This is a genomic window from Pseudomonas sp. SDO5271_S396, assembly GCF_054071795.1.
This window is the reverse complement of record NZ_JBSVWB010000015.1, coordinates 14,128-30,417: the sequence shown is the minus strand read 5'-3', so window position 1 is coordinate 30,417 and position 16,290 is coordinate 14,128. Positions and strand designations below refer to the sequence as shown.

General features: G+C 56.2%; 12 protein-coding genes. 8 read left to right on the top strand and 4 right to left on the bottom strand.

Translation table 11 applies throughout. The features are described from left to right. Nucleotides 1-114 precede the first annotated feature (114 nt). The 3 genes from ACW9IN_RS12955 to ACW9IN_RS12945 form a co-directional block, all read right to left on the bottom strand. Nucleotides 115-1,989: a feruloyl-CoA synthase gene (locus ACW9IN_RS12955; RefSeq protein WP_457366241.1), complete on the bottom strand. Its 1,875-nt coding sequence runs from the start codon at nucleotides 1,987-1,989 to the stop codon at nucleotides 115-117. 116 nt (nucleotides 1,990-2,105) lie between these two features. Then, nucleotides 2,106-3,554, bottom strand: coding sequence for an aldehyde dehydrogenase (locus ACW9IN_RS12950; protein WP_457366240.1), 1,449 nt, complete (start codon nucleotides 3,552-3,554; stop codon nucleotides 2,106-2,108). A gap of 94 nt (nucleotides 3,555-3,648) precedes the next feature. Next, nucleotides 3,649-4,479: a p-hydroxycinnamoyl CoA hydratase/lyase gene (locus ACW9IN_RS12945; RefSeq protein ID WP_457366239.1), complete on the bottom strand. Its 831-nt coding sequence runs from the start codon at nucleotides 4,477-4,479 to the stop codon at nucleotides 3,649-3,651. A 220-nt stretch (nucleotides 4,480-4,699) separates the two neighbouring features. Here ACW9IN_RS12945 and ACW9IN_RS12940 point away from each other — a divergent pair, with 220 nt between their 5' ends. Then, entirely contained in the window at nucleotides 4,700-5,170 is a 471-nt protein-coding gene (locus ACW9IN_RS12940; protein ID WP_457366238.1) for a MarR family winged helix-turn-helix transcriptional regulator, read from the top strand. A gap of 39 nt (nucleotides 5,171-5,209) precedes the next feature. Here the strand turns inward: ACW9IN_RS12940 and ACW9IN_RS12935 are convergent, their stop codons facing one another. Then, a complete protein-coding gene (locus ACW9IN_RS12935) occupies nucleotides 5,210-6,115 on the bottom strand; it encodes a LysR family transcriptional regulator (RefSeq protein ID WP_457366237.1) in 906 nt (301 codons plus the stop codon). 287 nt (nucleotides 6,116-6,402) lie between these two features. Between ACW9IN_RS12935 and ACW9IN_RS12930 the strand changes: the two genes are divergently transcribed. Genes ACW9IN_RS12930 through ACW9IN_RS12900 form a run of 7 tightly spaced genes read left to right on the top strand, consistent with a single transcriptional unit; the run spans nucleotide 6,403 to nucleotide 16,170 of the window. Then, nucleotides 6,403-8,088: a DUF1302 domain-containing protein gene (locus tag ACW9IN_RS12930; protein ID WP_457366236.1), complete on the top strand. Its 1,686-nt coding sequence runs from the start codon at nucleotides 6,403-6,405 to the stop codon at nucleotides 8,086-8,088. Nucleotides 8,089-8,126: 38 nt separating this feature from the next. Continuing rightward, complete coding sequence (locus tag ACW9IN_RS12925; RefSeq protein ID WP_457366235.1) at nucleotides 8,127-9,485, top strand: DUF1329 domain-containing protein; 1,359 nt, start codon at nucleotides 8,127-8,129, stop codon at nucleotides 9,483-9,485. Next, nucleotides 9,485-10,549: a WD40/YVTN/BNR-like repeat-containing protein gene (locus ACW9IN_RS12920; RefSeq protein WP_457366234.1), complete on the top strand. Its 1,065-nt coding sequence runs from the start codon at nucleotides 9,485-9,487 to the stop codon at nucleotides 10,547-10,549. The genes ACW9IN_RS12925 and ACW9IN_RS12920 overlap by 1 nt, the downstream gene beginning before the upstream one ends. After that, nucleotides 10,546-13,002 carry an efflux RND transporter permease subunit gene (locus tag ACW9IN_RS12915; RefSeq protein WP_457366233.1) on the top strand — a complete coding sequence of 819 codons (2,457 nt, stop codon included), beginning with the start codon at nucleotides 10,546-10,548 and terminating at the stop codon, nucleotides 13,000-13,002. Before ACW9IN_RS12920 ends, ACW9IN_RS12915 begins: the two co-directional genes overlap by 4 nt. A 25-nt stretch (nucleotides 13,003-13,027) precedes the next feature. After that, on the top strand, nucleotides 13,028-14,332 hold the full coding sequence (locus ACW9IN_RS12910) for an MFS transporter (protein ID WP_457366232.1): 1,305 nt from the start codon (nucleotides 13,028-13,030) through the stop codon (nucleotides 14,330-14,332). 57 nt (nucleotides 14,333-14,389) lie between these two features. Beyond that, a complete protein-coding gene (locus ACW9IN_RS12905; RefSeq protein WP_457366231.1) occupies nucleotides 14,390-15,382 on the top strand; it encodes a fumarylacetoacetate hydrolase family protein in 993 nt (330 codons plus the stop codon). A gap of 2 nt (nucleotides 15,383-15,384) precedes the next feature. Continuing rightward, nucleotides 15,385-16,170 carry a cyclase family protein gene (locus ACW9IN_RS12900; RefSeq protein WP_457366230.1) on the top strand — a complete coding sequence of 262 codons (786 nt, stop codon included), beginning with the start codon at nucleotides 15,385-15,387 and terminating at the stop codon, nucleotides 16,168-16,170. Nucleotides 16,171-16,290 lie beyond the last annotated feature (120 nt).

The following is a 16,290-nucleotide window of genomic DNA, read 5'->3' as shown; positions in this document are numbered from 1 at the left end:
AAGTGTTGAAGTGGCTTTCTGTCACCTTGCCCTTGCTGGCTATAAGCGGCGAGATTGACACAAGCCCCTCTCCCCGCGTCATCTTGAATTGCTAGAGACGTTCGGACTATCGCCTTAAGGCCAAGGCTGCGCAAGGATGCACTGCGAGTCGGGAGCCGCATACAAGCTGTCAATCAGCGCGGCGCGGCGGGACAGTACGGCACTCTGATTGAGTGAGCCTTTATCGGTGATCTCACCAGCATCCAGGCTTGGCCCCTCGTTCACCAGAAAGGCCCAGGCGATATGTGAGGCCAAGCCGGTGGCTTCGCGGTTAAGGTCGCGTAACAGATCTTCGAATCGGCTCCGCACGGGCTCTGCCGCCAGCACCTGCTCGACGCTGGCATTCGCCGTCAGCCCTGCCAGTTCCCGGCAAGCGGGTAGATGAAGGAAAATTAACAAGCCGATACGCGGGCGGTCCGGTCCTGTCACCACCACGTCCTGGACATAGGGGGCCCCTTGCAGGATGACACGGGCGCGTAACGGGCCGACGCTGACGAACACACCGGTGGAGAGCTTGAAATCTTCGGCGATGCGCCCGTCGAACATCAGGCCCAATTGGGGTTGTTGTGGGTCGGCGAACCTGAGTGCATCGCCAGAGCAATAGAAGCCTTCTTCGTCGAATGCCTCGGCGGTCTGCTGTGCCGAACGCCAGTAGCCGGACATGATGTGCGGGCCACGAAAGCGTGCCTCGAGTTTGCCCCCGGCCGGAACCAACTTGATCTCGCATCCCGGCGCCGGTAGCCCAACATAGCCCGCCATCGAGAGTGGCCCTGTGGTAAAGGTGCAGCATGGCGACGCTTCGGTCATGCCCAATCCAGCCATCATACGGATGCGCTCGCCGCAGTGTGCAGTGGCTACCGCGTCCAAGCGATCCCAGACGGCTTGCGACAGCCCCGCGCCTGCGAAAAAGAACAGCTTGATGCGGGCAAAGAAGTTGTCGCGCAGATCGGCGTTACGCTCCAACTCGCCGACCAGTTCCTCCCAGCCCTTGGGCACGGTGAGATAAACCGTCGGCGAGATCTCTTTAAGGTTCCGCACTGTTTCGGCCATGCCCTGCGGGGTCGGCTTTCCGCCATCGATAAACAGGCTGCCGCCGTTGTACAGGGCAATGCCGACGTTATGGCTGCCGCCGAATGTGTGGTTCCACGGTAGCCAGTCGACCAGTACCGGCTGCTGGATGGCGAACTCGGGGAAGGTCTGAAGCAGCATCTGTTGGTTGGCGCAGAGCATGCCTTGGGTAGTCGGTACGGCCTTGGGCAATTTGGTCGAGCCCGAGGTGAAGAGGAATTTGGCGATAGTGTCGGGGCCGGTTGCGGCGAAGGCGAGGTCCGCCTGGGTAATGTCCTCTTGTTGGAGCAAGCTGGCGAAGGTGCTGCTGGTGCGCTCTGCCAGTGCCCCGCGTGTGAAGACGAGTGGGGTGTCCGGATCTGTTAGGGCTAGGATGGCACGTTCGAAAGGCGCGGCGTCGGCGGCAAAGATCAGGCCGGGGCGCAGTACCTCGAAGATGTGCCGTAGCTTGGCGAGGTCCTGGGACAGCAACGCATAGGCCGGCGAGACCGGGCAGTAGGGGATACCTGCATACATGGCGGCGAACGCCAGTTGCAGGTGTTCCAGGTCGTTGCCCGAAAGGATCACCAGCGGACGATCGGCGGACAGGTTGAAGCCCATCAGCGACTGGGCCAATGCGCGCACGTTGCTCAGCATTTGGCTGTAGCTGATACGGCGCCACTCACCGTTGGTGTCGCGTTCAGCGACCAGCGTTGCCTGTGGCGTACGCTCGGCCCAGTGAAGCAGGCGATCGAGTAGGCGCCGGGGAGCAGGTAGCAGTGTGGTGTCGGGGCGCAGGTAGATCACTGCGCCGTCTTGTGCAACGGTCATCGCCGGGTTGCCGATGACGACGTGACGATAGCGCACCGGCTTTGGGGGTTGTGCCGTGGATTCAACGCTCACTTGGCGTTCCTCTCTCTTCGGCGCCTGCGGTGCCTGAAGGGCGGGCCGGGCGCACGGATTGTTGTTATTTTCTCAAGCTGCAGGGCCTTTGCCTGGCCGCCATGGCGTTGCGTGGATCAGATCGGGTAGTGGCGCGGTCCGTTCTGCACCGTCACCCAGCGCAGCTGGGTGAAGTGCTCGATCGATGCACGGCTTCCGAAACTGCCATAACCACTAGACTTGACGCCGCCGAAGGGCATCTGGGCTTCGTCGTGTACGGTGGGCCCGTTGATATGGCAGATGCCCGACTCGATTCGTTGCGCCAGTGCCAGCGCTCGTGACACGTCGCGGCTGAATATCGACGCCGACAGGCCGAATTCAGAGTCGTTGGCCAGCCGTAGCAATTCCTCATCGCTCCGCCCGCGCAGCACGACGGCCACCGGGCCAAAGGATTCTTCACGATACAGGCGCATGTGCTCGGTCACTTGGTCGAGGAGTATCGGTTGCACGATGCTGCCATCGAATTCGCCGCCGGCGAGCAACCGCGCACCATGGGCAACGGCGTCATCGACCATCGCCTTGACCCGCTGTCCCGCTGCGGCGTCGATCAGTGAGCCAAGCACAGCGCCTTCATCGCCCGGAGCGCCCGCGCGAAGGCTGGCCACTCGCCGGGTGAGCTTGTCGACGAAAATGTCGGCGATTCCAGCATCGACGATCAGGCGCTCTGTGGACATGCAGATCTGCCCCTGATTGAAGTATGCACCGAACACGGCGGCATCCACCGCGGCGTCTAGGTCGGCGTCCTCCAGTACCAGGAGCGGGGCCTTGCCGCCGAGTTCCAGCAACGCCGGTTTGAGGTGACGCGCAGCCAACTCACCGACAATGCGACCGACATGGGTGGAACCGGTGAAGTTGACCCGTCGCACAGCGGGGTTGGCGATCAGTCGCTCGACAATGGCCGCAGCATCTTGAGGTGCATTGCTGATCACATTGACCACGCCATCGCCGAGATGTGCGTCATGCAGAACCTGGCCGATTAACCGGTGGGTGGACGGGCTCAGTTCAGATGCCTTGAGAACTACTGTGTTTCCGCACGCTAATGGCATGGCCAATGCGCGCACGCCGAGGATTACCGGGGCGTTCCACGGTGCGATGCCTAGCACCACACCACATGGCTGGCGCAGGCCCATGGCAAAACTGCCAGACACATTAGACGGGATGACCTCACCCAGAATCTGCGTGGTCATCGCTGCGGCTTCTCGCAGCATGCCGGCTGCCAGTTGCACATTGAAGCCATACCAGTTGGCCGCTGCGCCAGTTTCATTGGCGCCCGCCATGAACTCGGGGGCTCGGGCTTCCATTAGATCGGCGGCCAGCAACAGCCTTCGGCGTCGTTCCGTTGGTGCCAGGGCCGCCCAGGCGGGGAATGCGGCCTGAGCGGCAGCTACCGCGGCGTCGGCATCTTCCAAAGCGGCCGCGGCAACCCTTACTAGGATTTCACCTGTCAGCGGGCTGCGTCGCTCGAAAGTACGACCATCGGCGGCAGGGCGCGCTTGGCCGCCGATCAGCAGGGATACGTCGGTCATGTTTATCCTCTCCAAAGCAGTTCAAGGGCTATGCGCGAAAACTTTCTTTTCACGCACGCGGCGACTTTGCGTGGAAGCCGCCGCGTGAGCCGAATCAGCGCTTGTACGTCTGCAGGCCGGGCTTGATACTTTTGTCGTCGAGGAACTGCTTCATGCCTTGCTCGCGACCGCCTTCCGGATCAAGCAGGCGTGACTGGTCGAGCTTGGCGTACAAGTAGTCCTCGTTCTGTTCCCAGGTCAGCTCGCGGCAGCGTTTGAAGCCGATCTTGGCCGCACGCAGCACCACCGGGTTCTTTTCCAACAGGTTATTGGCCAGCTCAAGGGTGGTTTCGCGCAGTTGCGCCAGCGGTACGCTCTGATTGACCAGTCCCATGGCGGCAGCCTTCTGACCGTTGAAGGTCTTTCCGGTCATGATGTAGTAGAGCGCCTCGCGGTGACCGCACGTGTCAGCCATGGCCTTGCTCACCAGATTGCCCGGGGGGATGCCCCAGTTGATTTCTGACAGGCCAAAAGTCGCTTCGTCCGCACAAATCGCCAAATCGCAGGCTACCAGCGGGCTGAAGCCGCCACCGAAACACCAGCCATTGACCATAGCAATGGTCGGCTTGGTGTACATGCGCAAGAGTTTCCACTGCCACTGGCAGGCCTCGCGACGGATCTTTTCCTGGAGAATCTCGGGACCTGCGTCGACCTCTCGGAAGTATTCCTTGAGGTCCATCCCGGCGGTCCAAGCCTCGCCCGCGCCGGTCAGCACCAGAACGCGCACTTCGGCATCCTGCTCAAGCGTCTCCAATACATCAATCATTTCGCGGTTGAGCGTCGGGCTCATTGCGTTACGTTTTTCCGGCCGATTAAGGATCACCCAGGCGATTCCTGATTCGAGTTCGACCTTCACGGTTTGCCAACGGCCTTCATAGCTACTCATGTCACGCACCTCGGTTGTTGTCTGTGTTGTGGTGCGAAATTAAGCGGGAAAAATAGTTATGTCAATTAACTATTTTTTGAGATTTTTGTTTTCCATGGCGAATTTTTCAGGGTTTCTCCATTTTTTTTGTTGAGTTATTTCGCCGTATTTATGAGGGCGGATGGGCATCCATGAAAAAAATCATTACAATGATTAATCAATTGATATGTCGGAATTTTTAATGCCACGCAAGCTTAATTCAGCACCCGTTTCATCGCCCTTGGAGTCGCTCGACGGTGCCCTCAATAACCTTGTCGGCTACGTGATGCGTCGCGCGCAGATGAAGATCACTCAGAATTTGAGCAGCCAACTTGAGGAGTACGATATTCGCCCGGCGCAATTCACCGCCCTGAACATCATCGAGCAGTCACCAGGGTTGATGCAGGCCGACCTGGCGAAGGCGCTGGCGGTCGAACCACCCCAGGCCGTGTTGATGATCAATAAGCTGGAAAGCCGTGGCTTGGCTATGCGTATCCGCAGTAATTCGGACAAGCGCTCCTATGGCTTGTTTCTCAGCAAAACCGGAGAACATTTGCTTCGGCAACTGAAAGAGGTCGCGTTGCAGAGTGATCTGGAGAGCACCGCGGTACTCTCCACCGAGGAACGCGAGCAACTGCTGACGTTGCTGCACAAGCTGTATCGCCAGGATTGAAAACGGGCCCGATGCACAGATCGGGCCTCAGGGTGGGGCTCAATGCTGTTGAGCGACTTCCCGAAACGCTTCGCGCATCCAGCGGTGCGCCGGGTCTTTGTCCAAGACGCTGTTCCACTGCATGTACTCGATCAGTGGCGGTATGCTGACCGGCGTCTTTAGAATCTTCAGCGGCAGGAACTGGGCGTACAGCTTCGATAACCGAGACTGCATGATGGCCACCCGGTGAGTGCCGATCAGCAGATGAGGCAGGGTGTTGAAGTTACTGGTAGTGACCTCCACGCGCCGCTCCTTACCGAAGCGACGGGCGAACTCTTCTTCGAAGCTGGGCGCCCGGGCATTGCCGAAACTCACCGCGACATGCCCCAGTTGCAGGTACTGCTCAAGTGACAGGCTCTTCCCGACCAAGGGGTTGTCGCGCCATAGCACGCAGTCGTACTGATCCTCGAACAGCAACTCCTTGGGGTGGTCAGACGACAGGTACTGCCCCGGCATGATCACGAAATCCACTTCGCCCTGGCTGAGCAGCTCGTTGAAGTGATTGCCGGTGGGCAGGATATCCAAGGAGATACGCGGTGCGTGCAATTGCAGGTATTGAGTCAGCGGCGCCAGAAAGGCCGTCGTGACGAAGTCCGAGGCGATGATCTTGAAGTGACGACTGCAGGTCGCGGGGTCGAATGCGGGGCGGTTGACTATCTTGGACTGGATGTCGAGGAGGACCAGGCGCACCGGATCAGCCAGCTCCTGGGCCAGCGCCGTAGGTATCATCCTGCGCCCCACCGACACCAGTAATTCATCGTCGAAATACTCACGCAGCTTGGCCAGATGACCGCTCGCCGCCGATTGGCTGATGTTCAGGCGTTCGGCTGCCCGTGTAATGCTCTGTTCCCGCAACAGGGTGTCGAGCGCCACCAGCAGGTTGAGGTCGAGGTGATGGAAACGCATGCATGACTCCCAAGTCCAGGGGCGTGTTCGGATCTAAATTTTTATATAGGTCGGGTCCGGATAAACGATTTCTCGGGCCCCTTTTTTGTACCTATGATTGCATCACACGACAGGTTCAATCGAGAAAAAACGGACAGTTAATTGCGTGTGGTCGCGCACAACAGTCGTCAGCAATCTTGCGCTCGGAGTCTTTGTATCTTTGCCCCGGAACATCGGCCAATGCCTATGTCACGGGCGTGTATTGATTACCCCTTTACGACAAAAAGAATAATTTAGAGGTCGCAATCATGCTCAATCGTCGTTGTAACAATAGTTTTATCGCATTTGCCGGTCGCCTGCCGCGTCTAGCCATCCTCGCAATGGCGGTCGGGGTGACCAGCGTATCTCAGGTCAGTGCGTTTGAAATTGAAACTGATAACCCCGACCTGCGGCTGCGCTGGGACAACACCATTAAATACAACGCGGGCTGGCGTTTGAAAAAGGCAGACGACAAGCTGACGAGTTCGGTAAACCAGGACGACGCGGATCGCAATTTTGACAAAGGCCTGATTTCCAATCGGTTGAACATCCTTTCTGAGTTAGATGCGCGCTATAAAGATTTTGGCGCACGGGTGAGTGCGGCGGGTTGGTACGACACCGTGTATCAACGAAGCAACGACAACAACTCACCAGCTACGGCGAATCAGCGCTCGGTAAGCTACGACCAGTTCACCGACGACACTCGCGAGCTGCATGGCGGAAAAGCTGAGATTCTCGATGCGTTCATATTTGGCAAAGGATCACTGGGGCAGTTGCCCAGTAGTTTTCGTCTCGGCCGTCACACGGTCTTGTGGGGAGAAAGCTTATTCTTTGGAGCTAACGGTATTGCCGCCGGGCAAGCGCCTGTGGATGTGATCAAGGCCACTTCGGTACCCAATACACCTTTTAAAGAGTTGATACGCCCCGTCAACCAATTTTCTGGACAAATCCAGCTCCGCTCCAATGTCTCTGTCGCCGCGTACTACCAATTTGAATGGGAAGAGAACCGTATTCCCGCCGTGGGCAGCTATTTTTCTACCTCTGACGTTGTAGGCGACGGCGGAGAGAGACTGATTGCCGGTGGTCCAATCGGGCCTAACCGCCAGCCATTGGCGTTCTTCCGCGGTAAAGACATCAAGGCAAGCGATAGGGGTCAATACGGCCTATCGCTGCGTTTTTCGCCCGAGGATTGGAATACCGACTTTGGCCTCTACGCGATCCGTTATCACGCTAAAGACCCTATGCTCTACACCCGGGCGAATGCCACAGGGCCGAACATACTGACCGGGCAGTTGGGTGAATACCAATTGGTATACGCTGAGGGAATTCGCGCCTATGGCGCAAGCTTCAGTACCTCGTTAGGCGATGCGAACGTCGCCGGTGAAGTCTCTGTTCGGCGCAATACGCCGCTGGTAAGCGTTTCGCAAGCCAACCCTACGGGTACCGGAGACAATGATGATCATGCGCTGTACGCGGTCGGTAACTCCGTTCACGCACAGCTGTCGTCGCTCTATTCTTTTGCGGGGAACGGTATCTGGGATTCCGCCAGTCTGGCGGGCGAGGTCGCCTGGCACCGACGCACCAGCATCACGAAAAACGCGTCTGCGCTTGACCCCAACAGTGAACGTGATGCGTGGGGTTTTCGCATGAGCTTCACTCAAAACTTCTTTCAGGTGTATCCAGGCCTGGACCTCAGCGTGCCTATCGGGCTGGGATACAACCCGAAGGGGCTATCTTCTGTGATCACCAAATTCAACAATGGTGTGGGTGACAAAGGCGGCGATATCAGTTTCGGTGTTCAGGCCGACTACCTGCAAACCTGGAAGGTCGGTATTAACTACACCAGGTACATAGGCGGCAGCGACAACTTCCTGGACGCTGGTAACGCTAATACCTATGGCCAGCCGCTCAAGGACCGAGATTTCGTTGCGTTGACTGCGCAGCGTTCGTTCTGACGTATTAAATCTATAAAAAGAGAACAGAGGTGCGGTTCATGAAACTCAACCCGATTTATGCCGTTCTATTGACCAGCTTGCTACTTCCTTTTTCATTGCAGGTACGCGCTGTCAGCGACAGCGAAGCACAGCAACTCAAATCCGGCCTCACCCCACTGGGTGGTGAGCGTGCCGGAAACGCCGATGGCAGCATTCCGGCCTGGAGTCAGGGTTTTACCCAAGTGCCCGCTGGTGTCAAACCGGGGCCGCGGATTCCGGACTATTTTGCCAGTGATAAAGTTTTATATTCGGTGACTTCGCAAAATCTCAGTCAATACGCCGACAAACTCAGTGATGGGCAGAAGGCGCTCTTTGCCAAATATCCGAATTATCGAATCGACGTTTATCCGACTCGACGAACGGCAGCCGCGCCTCAATGGGTTTATGACAACACCCTGAAAAATGCGACTAGCGCGCACCTGACCAACCAGAACAATACCTTGGAAGGCGCAAGCGGAGGGATACCATTCCCGATCCCTAAATCGGGTGCCGAAGTTGTCTGGAACCACCAACTGAGTTGGCGTGGAGAAGCTTGGAAGAACGATTTCAACGTTTACATCATTACCGCCAATGGTCAACGAATTCTTTCCAGCACCATCCAGTCACAGCGGGAAATGCCATATTACTTTCAAAGCGTAAAATCTGAATACAAGGGTGTTTATTGGATGACCAAATTGGTCAATCTTGGCCCTCCGTTGCGTGCGGGGGAAGCCTTACTAGGGCGTGAGCCGCTGGATTACGCCAATGGTGGGCCGCAATCCTGGGTTTACCTGACTGGCCAACGACGCGTACGAAAACTGCCGGTTTCTTCCTACGATACACCGACGCCCACCAGTTCCGGCGTGGCCAATTTCGACGAAGTATCGGTATTCACCGGGCCGCTGGATCGCTACGACTGGAAGATTGTCGGTCGGCAGGAAATGCTCATTCCCTATAACAGCAATAAGATTCTGCAGCCTGAGAAGGACGCCGACATCCTGAGCGGTCGGTTCCTTAACCCAGATCACATGCGTTGGGAGTTGCACCGTGTATGGGTCGTGGAAGGCAACCTGGTTGCTGGTAAGCGTCATAGCATGCCCAAGCGGCGCCTGTATGTAGACGAGGACACCTGGATGGCTATGCTCGGCGACAGCTGGGATGCCAACCAGAAACTGTGGCGGACCTATTTGCAGTTGCCCTACGCCACACCTGAGTTGCCAGGATTGGTTCGCGGCATGTTCGCCCAATACGACCTGCAAACCGGCGCCTGGATGGCCAACAACGTTGTCACTGAAAAACGCGTCCAGAACGAAATAGTCAAACCGTTTCCTGACAGCGACTTCAGTCCCGATGGTCTCGCCGCTGACGGGGTGCGGTAATGAAATTGCTGTCTTTTTGTTCGGTTGTCGGGCTGCTGCTGACGAACCTGTCAGCCCATGCAGGTGATCCTCTGGTGAAGGATGTGTTGCAGCGGCCGGCTCTGCTCGTCAGCCAGCCGGCACAGGCTGTTCTCATTGATGTTGCCCGAGCGGGCAGGCGTGTGGTCGCGGTAGGTGAGCAGGGCCTGATCCTGCTCTCGGATGATGATGGCAAAAACTGGCGCCAGGCGTCCGTGCCGATCAGTGTCAGTCTTACCGCGCTTACTTTCCCTTCACCTGACCACGGTTGGGCTGTGGGGCATGCGGGCAGTGTCCTTCATACAGCCGACGGGGGAGAGCATTGGACCTTGCAACTGGATGGAAAGGCGGCAGCTCAGCAAGTGATGGATGCTGTATTGAACGCATCTTCCGCCAATGGCCAGGCGATGAAGGTGGCTCAGCGGTTTGTCGCCGACGGTGCTGACAAACCTTTCCTCGCTGTGCATTTCAGCAATGATCGCCAGGGTACTGTTGTCGGAGCGTTCGGGCTGGTGCTGCATACCGAGGATGGCGGCCAGACCTGGCAGTCATGGGTTGATCGACTGGATAACCCAGCCGGTAACCATTTCTATGCCGTTACCGGTCATGGGGAGCAGATCTACATCGCTGGAGAGCAAGGCTTGTTGTTTGCATCCGATGATAGTGGCGCACATTTCAAGCGTGTGCCGACCCCCTATGAGGGTAGCTTTTTTGCCATGAACCTGGCGGCTGATGGTGATTTGCTGTTAGCAGGCCTGCGCGGTAATGCGTGGCGCACGCGAGATAAAGGTCAACACTGGCAATCTCTGAGTAACCCCTTGAAGTCTAGTTTGATGGCGGCCCGGACTACTGAGGACGGGGACGTCATGTTCGCTGACCAGAGTGGACACTTGCTCCTGAGTTCGAGTGGCGACGGTCAGCTAAGGGTGCAGGCATCATCCACGCGCCCGCCCGTGTCGGCACTGACTCAAACAATCAGTGGCCAATGGATTGTTGTAGGCGCTCGTGGTGTGAAACGCGTGGACGTGCGAGGAGAAGCGAAATGAATGCGGTTCAGACCTCGAGTGACCGACCCGTATCAGCCGAACAGAGCTTGAAAAACTTTGACCTCGATTCGGGCTCCTTCATCGAAAGAAGCCTGTTCAACCACCGTGGGCTGGTCTTGCTGTTATGCCTTTTGCTTACCCTCGGGCTGGGAGCAGCGAGCACACGTTTGGGCCTCAACGCCAGTTTCGAAAAGATGATCCCGACCGGCCATCCTTACATCGCAAATTACCTCGCCAACCAGGGCGAACTGACGGGGTTGGGCAACTCGGTACGCATTGCCGTCGAGTCGCCGGCAGATTCCATTTACGACGCACATTACCTTGAGTTGCTTGCCAAACTCAGTGACAAAGTCTTCTTGTTGCCTGGGGTCGACCGCCCGTTCATGAAGTCGTTGTGGACGCCGAACATGCGCTGGATGGCGGTCACCGAAGAGGGCGTCGAAGGCGGGCGCGTCATTCCAGATGATTACGACGGCTCAGCCGGCAGCCTGGAAACAATTCGCCAGAACGCAGCACGATCAGGAGAGATCGGCCAGACCATCGCCTTGGATGCCCGCTCAAGCCTGTTATTTGTGCCACTGCTGGAAGTTGATCCTCAAACGGGTAAGGCCTTGGACTACGCAATGTTGTCCAACGAGCTAGAACAGCTTCGTGCAGATTTCCGGGCCCAGGGGTTGATTATCCATATCACAGGCTTTGCCAAAGTCGTCGGCGATCTCATTGACGGCTTGAAACAGATACTGATGTTCTTCGCGGTCGCCATCCTGATTGCCACCATTATGCTGTATTGGTTTACCCGATGCGTTCGCAGCACGCTGCTGGTTATGGCTTGCTCGCTTGTTGCAGTGGCTTGGCAGTTGGGCCTTGTTGCCTTGCTGGGGTTTGAACTGGACCCGTACTCGGTATTAGTCCCGTTTCTGGTGTTGGCTATTGGCATAAGCCATGGCGCGCAAAAAATGAACGGCATCATGCAAGACATCGGGCGCGGCATGCACCGACTGGTGGCGGCTCGTTTTACCTTTCGCCGACTGTTCCTCGCCGGCCTCACTGCGCTGCTGTGTGACGCTGTCGGGTTCGGCGTATTGATGCTGATCGACATTAAGGTTATCCAGGACTTGGCCTTGATCGCTAGTATCGGTGTGGCGGTTCTGGTGTTCACTAACCTCATCCTACTGCCAATCCTGCTTAGTTTTTGCGGGGTTGGTGCCAACGCCGCTGCGCGCAGTCTGCGCAGTGAAGAGGCGGCGGAACAGGGCGTCAAACATCCGCTTTGGGCATTTTTGGATCTATTCACACGCAGGCGCTGGGCCGCAGTGACTATCGTCGCCAGTTTATTGCTGAGTTCGTTTGGTTTTTGGGTGAGCCTACACTTGCAGGTCGGCGATCTGGACCCTGGCGCACCTGAGCTGCGGGCTGATTCGCGTTACAACCAGGACAATGCCTTTATAGCCTCCCACTATGGCGCCAGCAGTGACGTATTTGCGGTGATTGTGCGCACGCCGGACGGCGGCTGTTCAAGTTATCCTGCTTTAATGCGCCTTGATGCCCTGGAGTGGCGCTTGCGTCAGTTACCAGGAGTGGAATCGACCGCATCGTTGGCCAGTCTCAATCGCAGTTTGCTGGTGGGTATGAGTGAAGGGAATCCGAAATGGTATGACCTGACCCAGAACCAATCACTGCTCAACTCGATCACCGGTCGCGCGCCGCGTGAGTTGTTCAATCAGAGCTGTAACACCATCACGCTTTACGCGTATTTGCGTGACCATAAAGCCGCCACGCTCACCCGACTGGTTGACGAAGTGGAGGCTTTCTCCCAAGCCAACAACAGTCCCGATGTGAAGTTTTTGTTGGCCGCCGGTAATGCCGGGATTGAGGCCGCTACCAATATCGTGGTCAAGCAAGCCAATCACGACATGTTGTTCTGGGTCTACGGAGCCGTGATTGTTCTTTGCCTGATCACGTTCCGTTCAATGCTGGCAGTCGTCTGCGTGATATTGCCACTGGCATTAACCTCCATCTTGTGTGAGGCGTTGATGGTTTGGCTCGGTATCGGGGTCAAGGTCGCAACCTTGCCGGTCATTGCATTAGGTGTTGGCATCGGGGTCGATTACGCCCTGTATGTCATGAGCATATTGCTCGCGCGTCTCAAGGCCGGAGAGAGTCTTTCCGATGCTTACTATCACGCACTTCTGTTTACCGGGAAGGTGGTGATGTTAACCGGCGTCACATTGTCCATCGGCGTGGCTACCTGGGTGTTTTCGCCGATCAAATTCCAGGCCGACATGGGCATCCTGCTGGCGTTCATGTTCCTTTTGAACATGGTCGGCGCGTTGGTCTTGTTGCCCGCGTTGGCGCACTTCCTGTTACCCCATGCGCGTACTTGGCGCTGGGACTGGCGTAGCGTTCAAAAGAGCAATGTCGAACGGCCCCGGCGCACGACTGTGAACGTTTAATGTAATCGGCCCGGAGCGTGCAGCCATGGCTTTATCGAACATCAGTCTAGGCAGACTTAATAATTCACAACAAAAAGGATCAAACGCTATGAATGACTCCCTCGAGAAGGAGACTCAGCGTCGCCGGCGACCGGGTGCAGGCCTTCTATTGCTACTCGGAAGTTGCCTCCCCATCCTTGGTGGTGTGTTGATTGCTCCCGTATTGCCGCGGATCGCCGGGCATTTTGCGGGCAGCGCAAACACAGCGTTCCTGGTACCTATTGTGTTGACGCTTCCAGCGTTGATGATCGCTATGTTCTCACCTTTTGCTGGTTGGTTCGCTGATCGGTTGGGGCGTAAGCGTCTGCTGATTCTAGCGATGGCAGTGTACGGAATTTGTGGCCCTCTGCCGTTGATACTCGACGACCTTACGATGATTCTGCTCAGCCGAGCCGGATTGGGGCTGGCAGAGGCCGCGATCATGACGTGCTGCACTACTTTGATCGGTGATTATTACGAAGGGCAGGCGAGGGCACGCTTGTTAGCATGGCAAACCATTGCGACGTCTTTATCCGCAGCTACATTTTTCATGGTTGGCGGAATGCTGGGTGAACACGGTTGGAGAACGCCATTCTCGGTGTACTTCATTGGGTTGTTGTTCGTCCCGTTGATGTACCTGACCTTGTGGGAACCGATGCAGTCCAAATTCCGGCAAGAGCCGACAAAGCTGTTGACCAGCAATACCAGGTTTCCTTGGCGCTCCCTTTCGGTCATCTGTCTGCTGACTACCGTGGCTACTCTAGGCTTTTTCATCATTCCGGTACAAACCGGATTCTTGCTTGGCCACATTGGGATCGACTCTCCAAAAAGTACTGGGATGGCAATCGGTATCAGCCACGCGGCAGTGTTTGCGGGTGCCTTGAGCTTTCGATGGCTAAGTCGTTTCGGTCCGGGATTACTGCTTTCTGCGGCGTTTCTAATTTCTGGCGTCGGGCTGATTTTGCTGGCGACAGCGACCGATTACCCCTCTGTCATCACGGCCGTGTTGATCAACGGGCTCGGGTGCGGGCTTATGCTGCCCACGGTAGTGAATTGGGCACTGTCAAGTTTGAACTTCGAGCATCGAGGCCGAGGCACGGGTGTATTTAATGCAAGCTTCTTTGGCGGGCAATTCGCCAGTCCGCTGCTGATCATGGCGCTCATTTCCGTCTTCGGTGAGCGCTCTGAGGCGGTCGGCGCGGTCGGCTGGGCTTTGTTGCTAGCAGCGGCATTTTCGTTGATTGCACCTAGATTGGCGGGGCTCCGGTTATTTGACCCGATTCAAGCGAAGGGCGACATGACATTGCATTAACTCCTGCGCAGTCAGGGACTTAGCACTGCGTACTAACTGCATACGAGGATTGCCAAAATGAAACTTGCTACCTTGAAAGACGGTAGCCGGGACGGGCGGCTTGTGGTCGTCTCCCGGAATCTGCGCTACGCCGTTTGGCCCGAGTCATACACTACGATGCAACAGGCTTTAGAGGCTTGGTCAGTCGCTGAGCCTGTATTGGAACAGTGTTATGAGGCTTTAAACCGTGGTGAAATATCCCATTGCTTCGATTTGGAACCGGAGCTGCTGGAGTCACCTTTACCTCGTGCTTATCAATGGTGTGATGGTTCTGCTTTTCTCAATCATGGTCATTTGATTCAGCGAGCCTTTGATCTCCCGCCGCAGCCGGAAGAGTCCGTTCCGCTCATGTATCAAGGAGCCAGTGATGACTTCCTCGGACCTTGCGATGACGTGATATTACCCAGTGAAGAACATGGAATCGACTTCGAAGGCGAGTTCGCGGTCGTCGTAGATGAAGTGCCCATGGGATGTCCCGCTTCACAGGCCTTGCAATATGTACGGTTGGTCATGCTGGTTAATGACGTCAGTTTACGCGGCTTCATACAACGTGAAATCAAGTCAGGTTTTGGATTTTTGCAAGCCAAGCCTTCGTCCAGTTTCTCCCCAGTTGCCGTCACCCCTCGAGAGCTGGGCACAGCCTGGCGGGACGGGCGGGTTTGTCTTTCTTTATTAGTGAGTTGGAACCACGCGTGGTTTGGGCAACCCAGCGGCGGTGAGATGAGTTTCAGTTTTGCTGAGTTGATTGCCCATGCCGCACTGACACGACGCTTGCGTGCAGGAACCATTATCGGTTCAGGAACCGTTTCCAATGTTGACCGTGAAGCCGGTTCAGCCTGCATTTCCGAACGCCGTGCGATTGAAATTATAGAAAACGGTCAACCACGTACCCGATTCATGCGGCACGGCGATCGCGTTCGTTTGGAGGCACTTGATTCAAACGGAGAAAGTGTTTTCGGTGCGATCGATCAACGCATCACAGTTCATCCATTCCTAAACTCAGAGCGGTAATTATGACTTCTCGTACTCGTCGTCTCGTGGATCTTTCGGTCACGCTGGATAACAATCCCTACACCGATCCACCACCGTTGCTGCCGAAAATTGACTACGCCGATCACCAGACCGGCGCGCCGGAACTATTGGCCATGTTTCCAGGACTTCGTATTGAAGATCTTCCAGGAAGTGAAGGCTGGGCTGGTGAACGTCTGCAAATTACAACTCATAGCGGCACCCATATGGACGCACCTTGGCACTATGCCTCGACCACCGATGGCGGTAAACCGGCCTACGGAATTGATGAGCTTCCGTTGGAGTGGTGCTTGCGACCAGGGGTCAAGTTAGATTTCCGTCACTTACCTGATGGGCATGTAGTGAGTGCTGCCGAAATAGCTACCGAGTTGGCGAGGATCAATTACGTTTTGCAGCCGCTGGATATTGTTTTGGTCAATACCCGTGCAGGTTCGATCTTTGGTCAGCCGGGCTATTTAGACGCAGGCGTTGGTATTGGTCGCGAAGCGACGATGTTTCTGCTTCAGCAGGGTGTGCGCGTTGTGGGGACTGACGCCTGGAGCTGGGATGCTCCATTCAGCCATACCCGTGCTCGTTTCGCTGCTACCAATGATGCTTCTCTTATTTGGGAGGGACACAAAGCAGGCAGGGACATTGGTTATGGTCAAATGGAAAAACTTACCAACTTGGAATGCTTACCGGCTCATGGATTCGAAGTGTCTTGTTTTCCATACAAAATTAAGCACGCGTCGGCAGGTTTTGTACGGGCAGTCGCTATTTTCGAAGAGTAATACGGGTCCTTCCGCTTAAAGCTGGAACGTGATCAGCTGTTTAATGTCATTAGACAAGCGATTTGGGGTTAAAATTTCGTAAGTGAACACTGTTATTGCTTTTATTAAAAGGTCGGCGCT

What these genes read in the sequence shown, in the direction of transcription:
- ACW9IN_RS12950 (WP_457366240.1), bottom strand. Translation starts at nt 3,554, where the DNA reads ATGACCGACGTATCCCTGCTGATCGGCGGCCAAGCGCGCCCTGCCGCC.
- ACW9IN_RS12945 (WP_457366239.1), bottom strand. Translation starts at nt 4,479, where the DNA reads ATGAGTAGCTATGAAGGCCGTTGGCAAACCGTGAAGGTCGAACTCGAA.
- ACW9IN_RS12940 (WP_457366238.1), top strand. Translation starts at nt 4,700, where the DNA reads ATGCCACGCAAGCTTAATTCAGCACCCGTTTCATCGCCCTTGGAGTCG.
- ACW9IN_RS12935 (WP_457366237.1), bottom strand. Translation starts at nt 6,115, where the DNA reads ATGCGTTTCCATCACCTCGACCTCAACCTGCTGGTGGCGCTCGACACC.
- ACW9IN_RS12930 (WP_457366236.1), top strand. Translation starts at nt 6,403, where the DNA reads ATGCTCAATCGTCGTTGTAACAATAGTTTTATCGCATTTGCCGGTCGC.
- ACW9IN_RS12925 (WP_457366235.1), top strand. Translation starts at nt 8,127, where the DNA reads ATGAAACTCAACCCGATTTATGCCGTTCTATTGACCAGCTTGCTACTT.
- ACW9IN_RS12920 (WP_457366234.1), top strand. Translation starts at nt 9,485, where the DNA reads ATGAAATTGCTGTCTTTTTGTTCGGTTGTCGGGCTGCTGCTGACGAAC.
- ACW9IN_RS12915 (WP_457366233.1), top strand. Translation starts at nt 10,546, where the DNA reads ATGAATGCGGTTCAGACCTCGAGTGACCGACCCGTATCAGCCGAACAG.
- ACW9IN_RS12910 (WP_457366232.1), top strand. Translation starts at nt 13,028, where the DNA reads ATGGCTTTATCGAACATCAGTCTAGGCAGACTTAATAATTCACAACAA.
- ACW9IN_RS12905 (WP_457366231.1), top strand. Translation starts at nt 14,390, where the DNA reads ATGAAACTTGCTACCTTGAAAGACGGTAGCCGGGACGGGCGGCTTGTG.
- ACW9IN_RS12900 (WP_457366230.1), top strand. Translation starts at nt 15,385, where the DNA reads ATGACTTCTCGTACTCGTCGTCTCGTGGATCTTTCGGTCACGCTGGAT.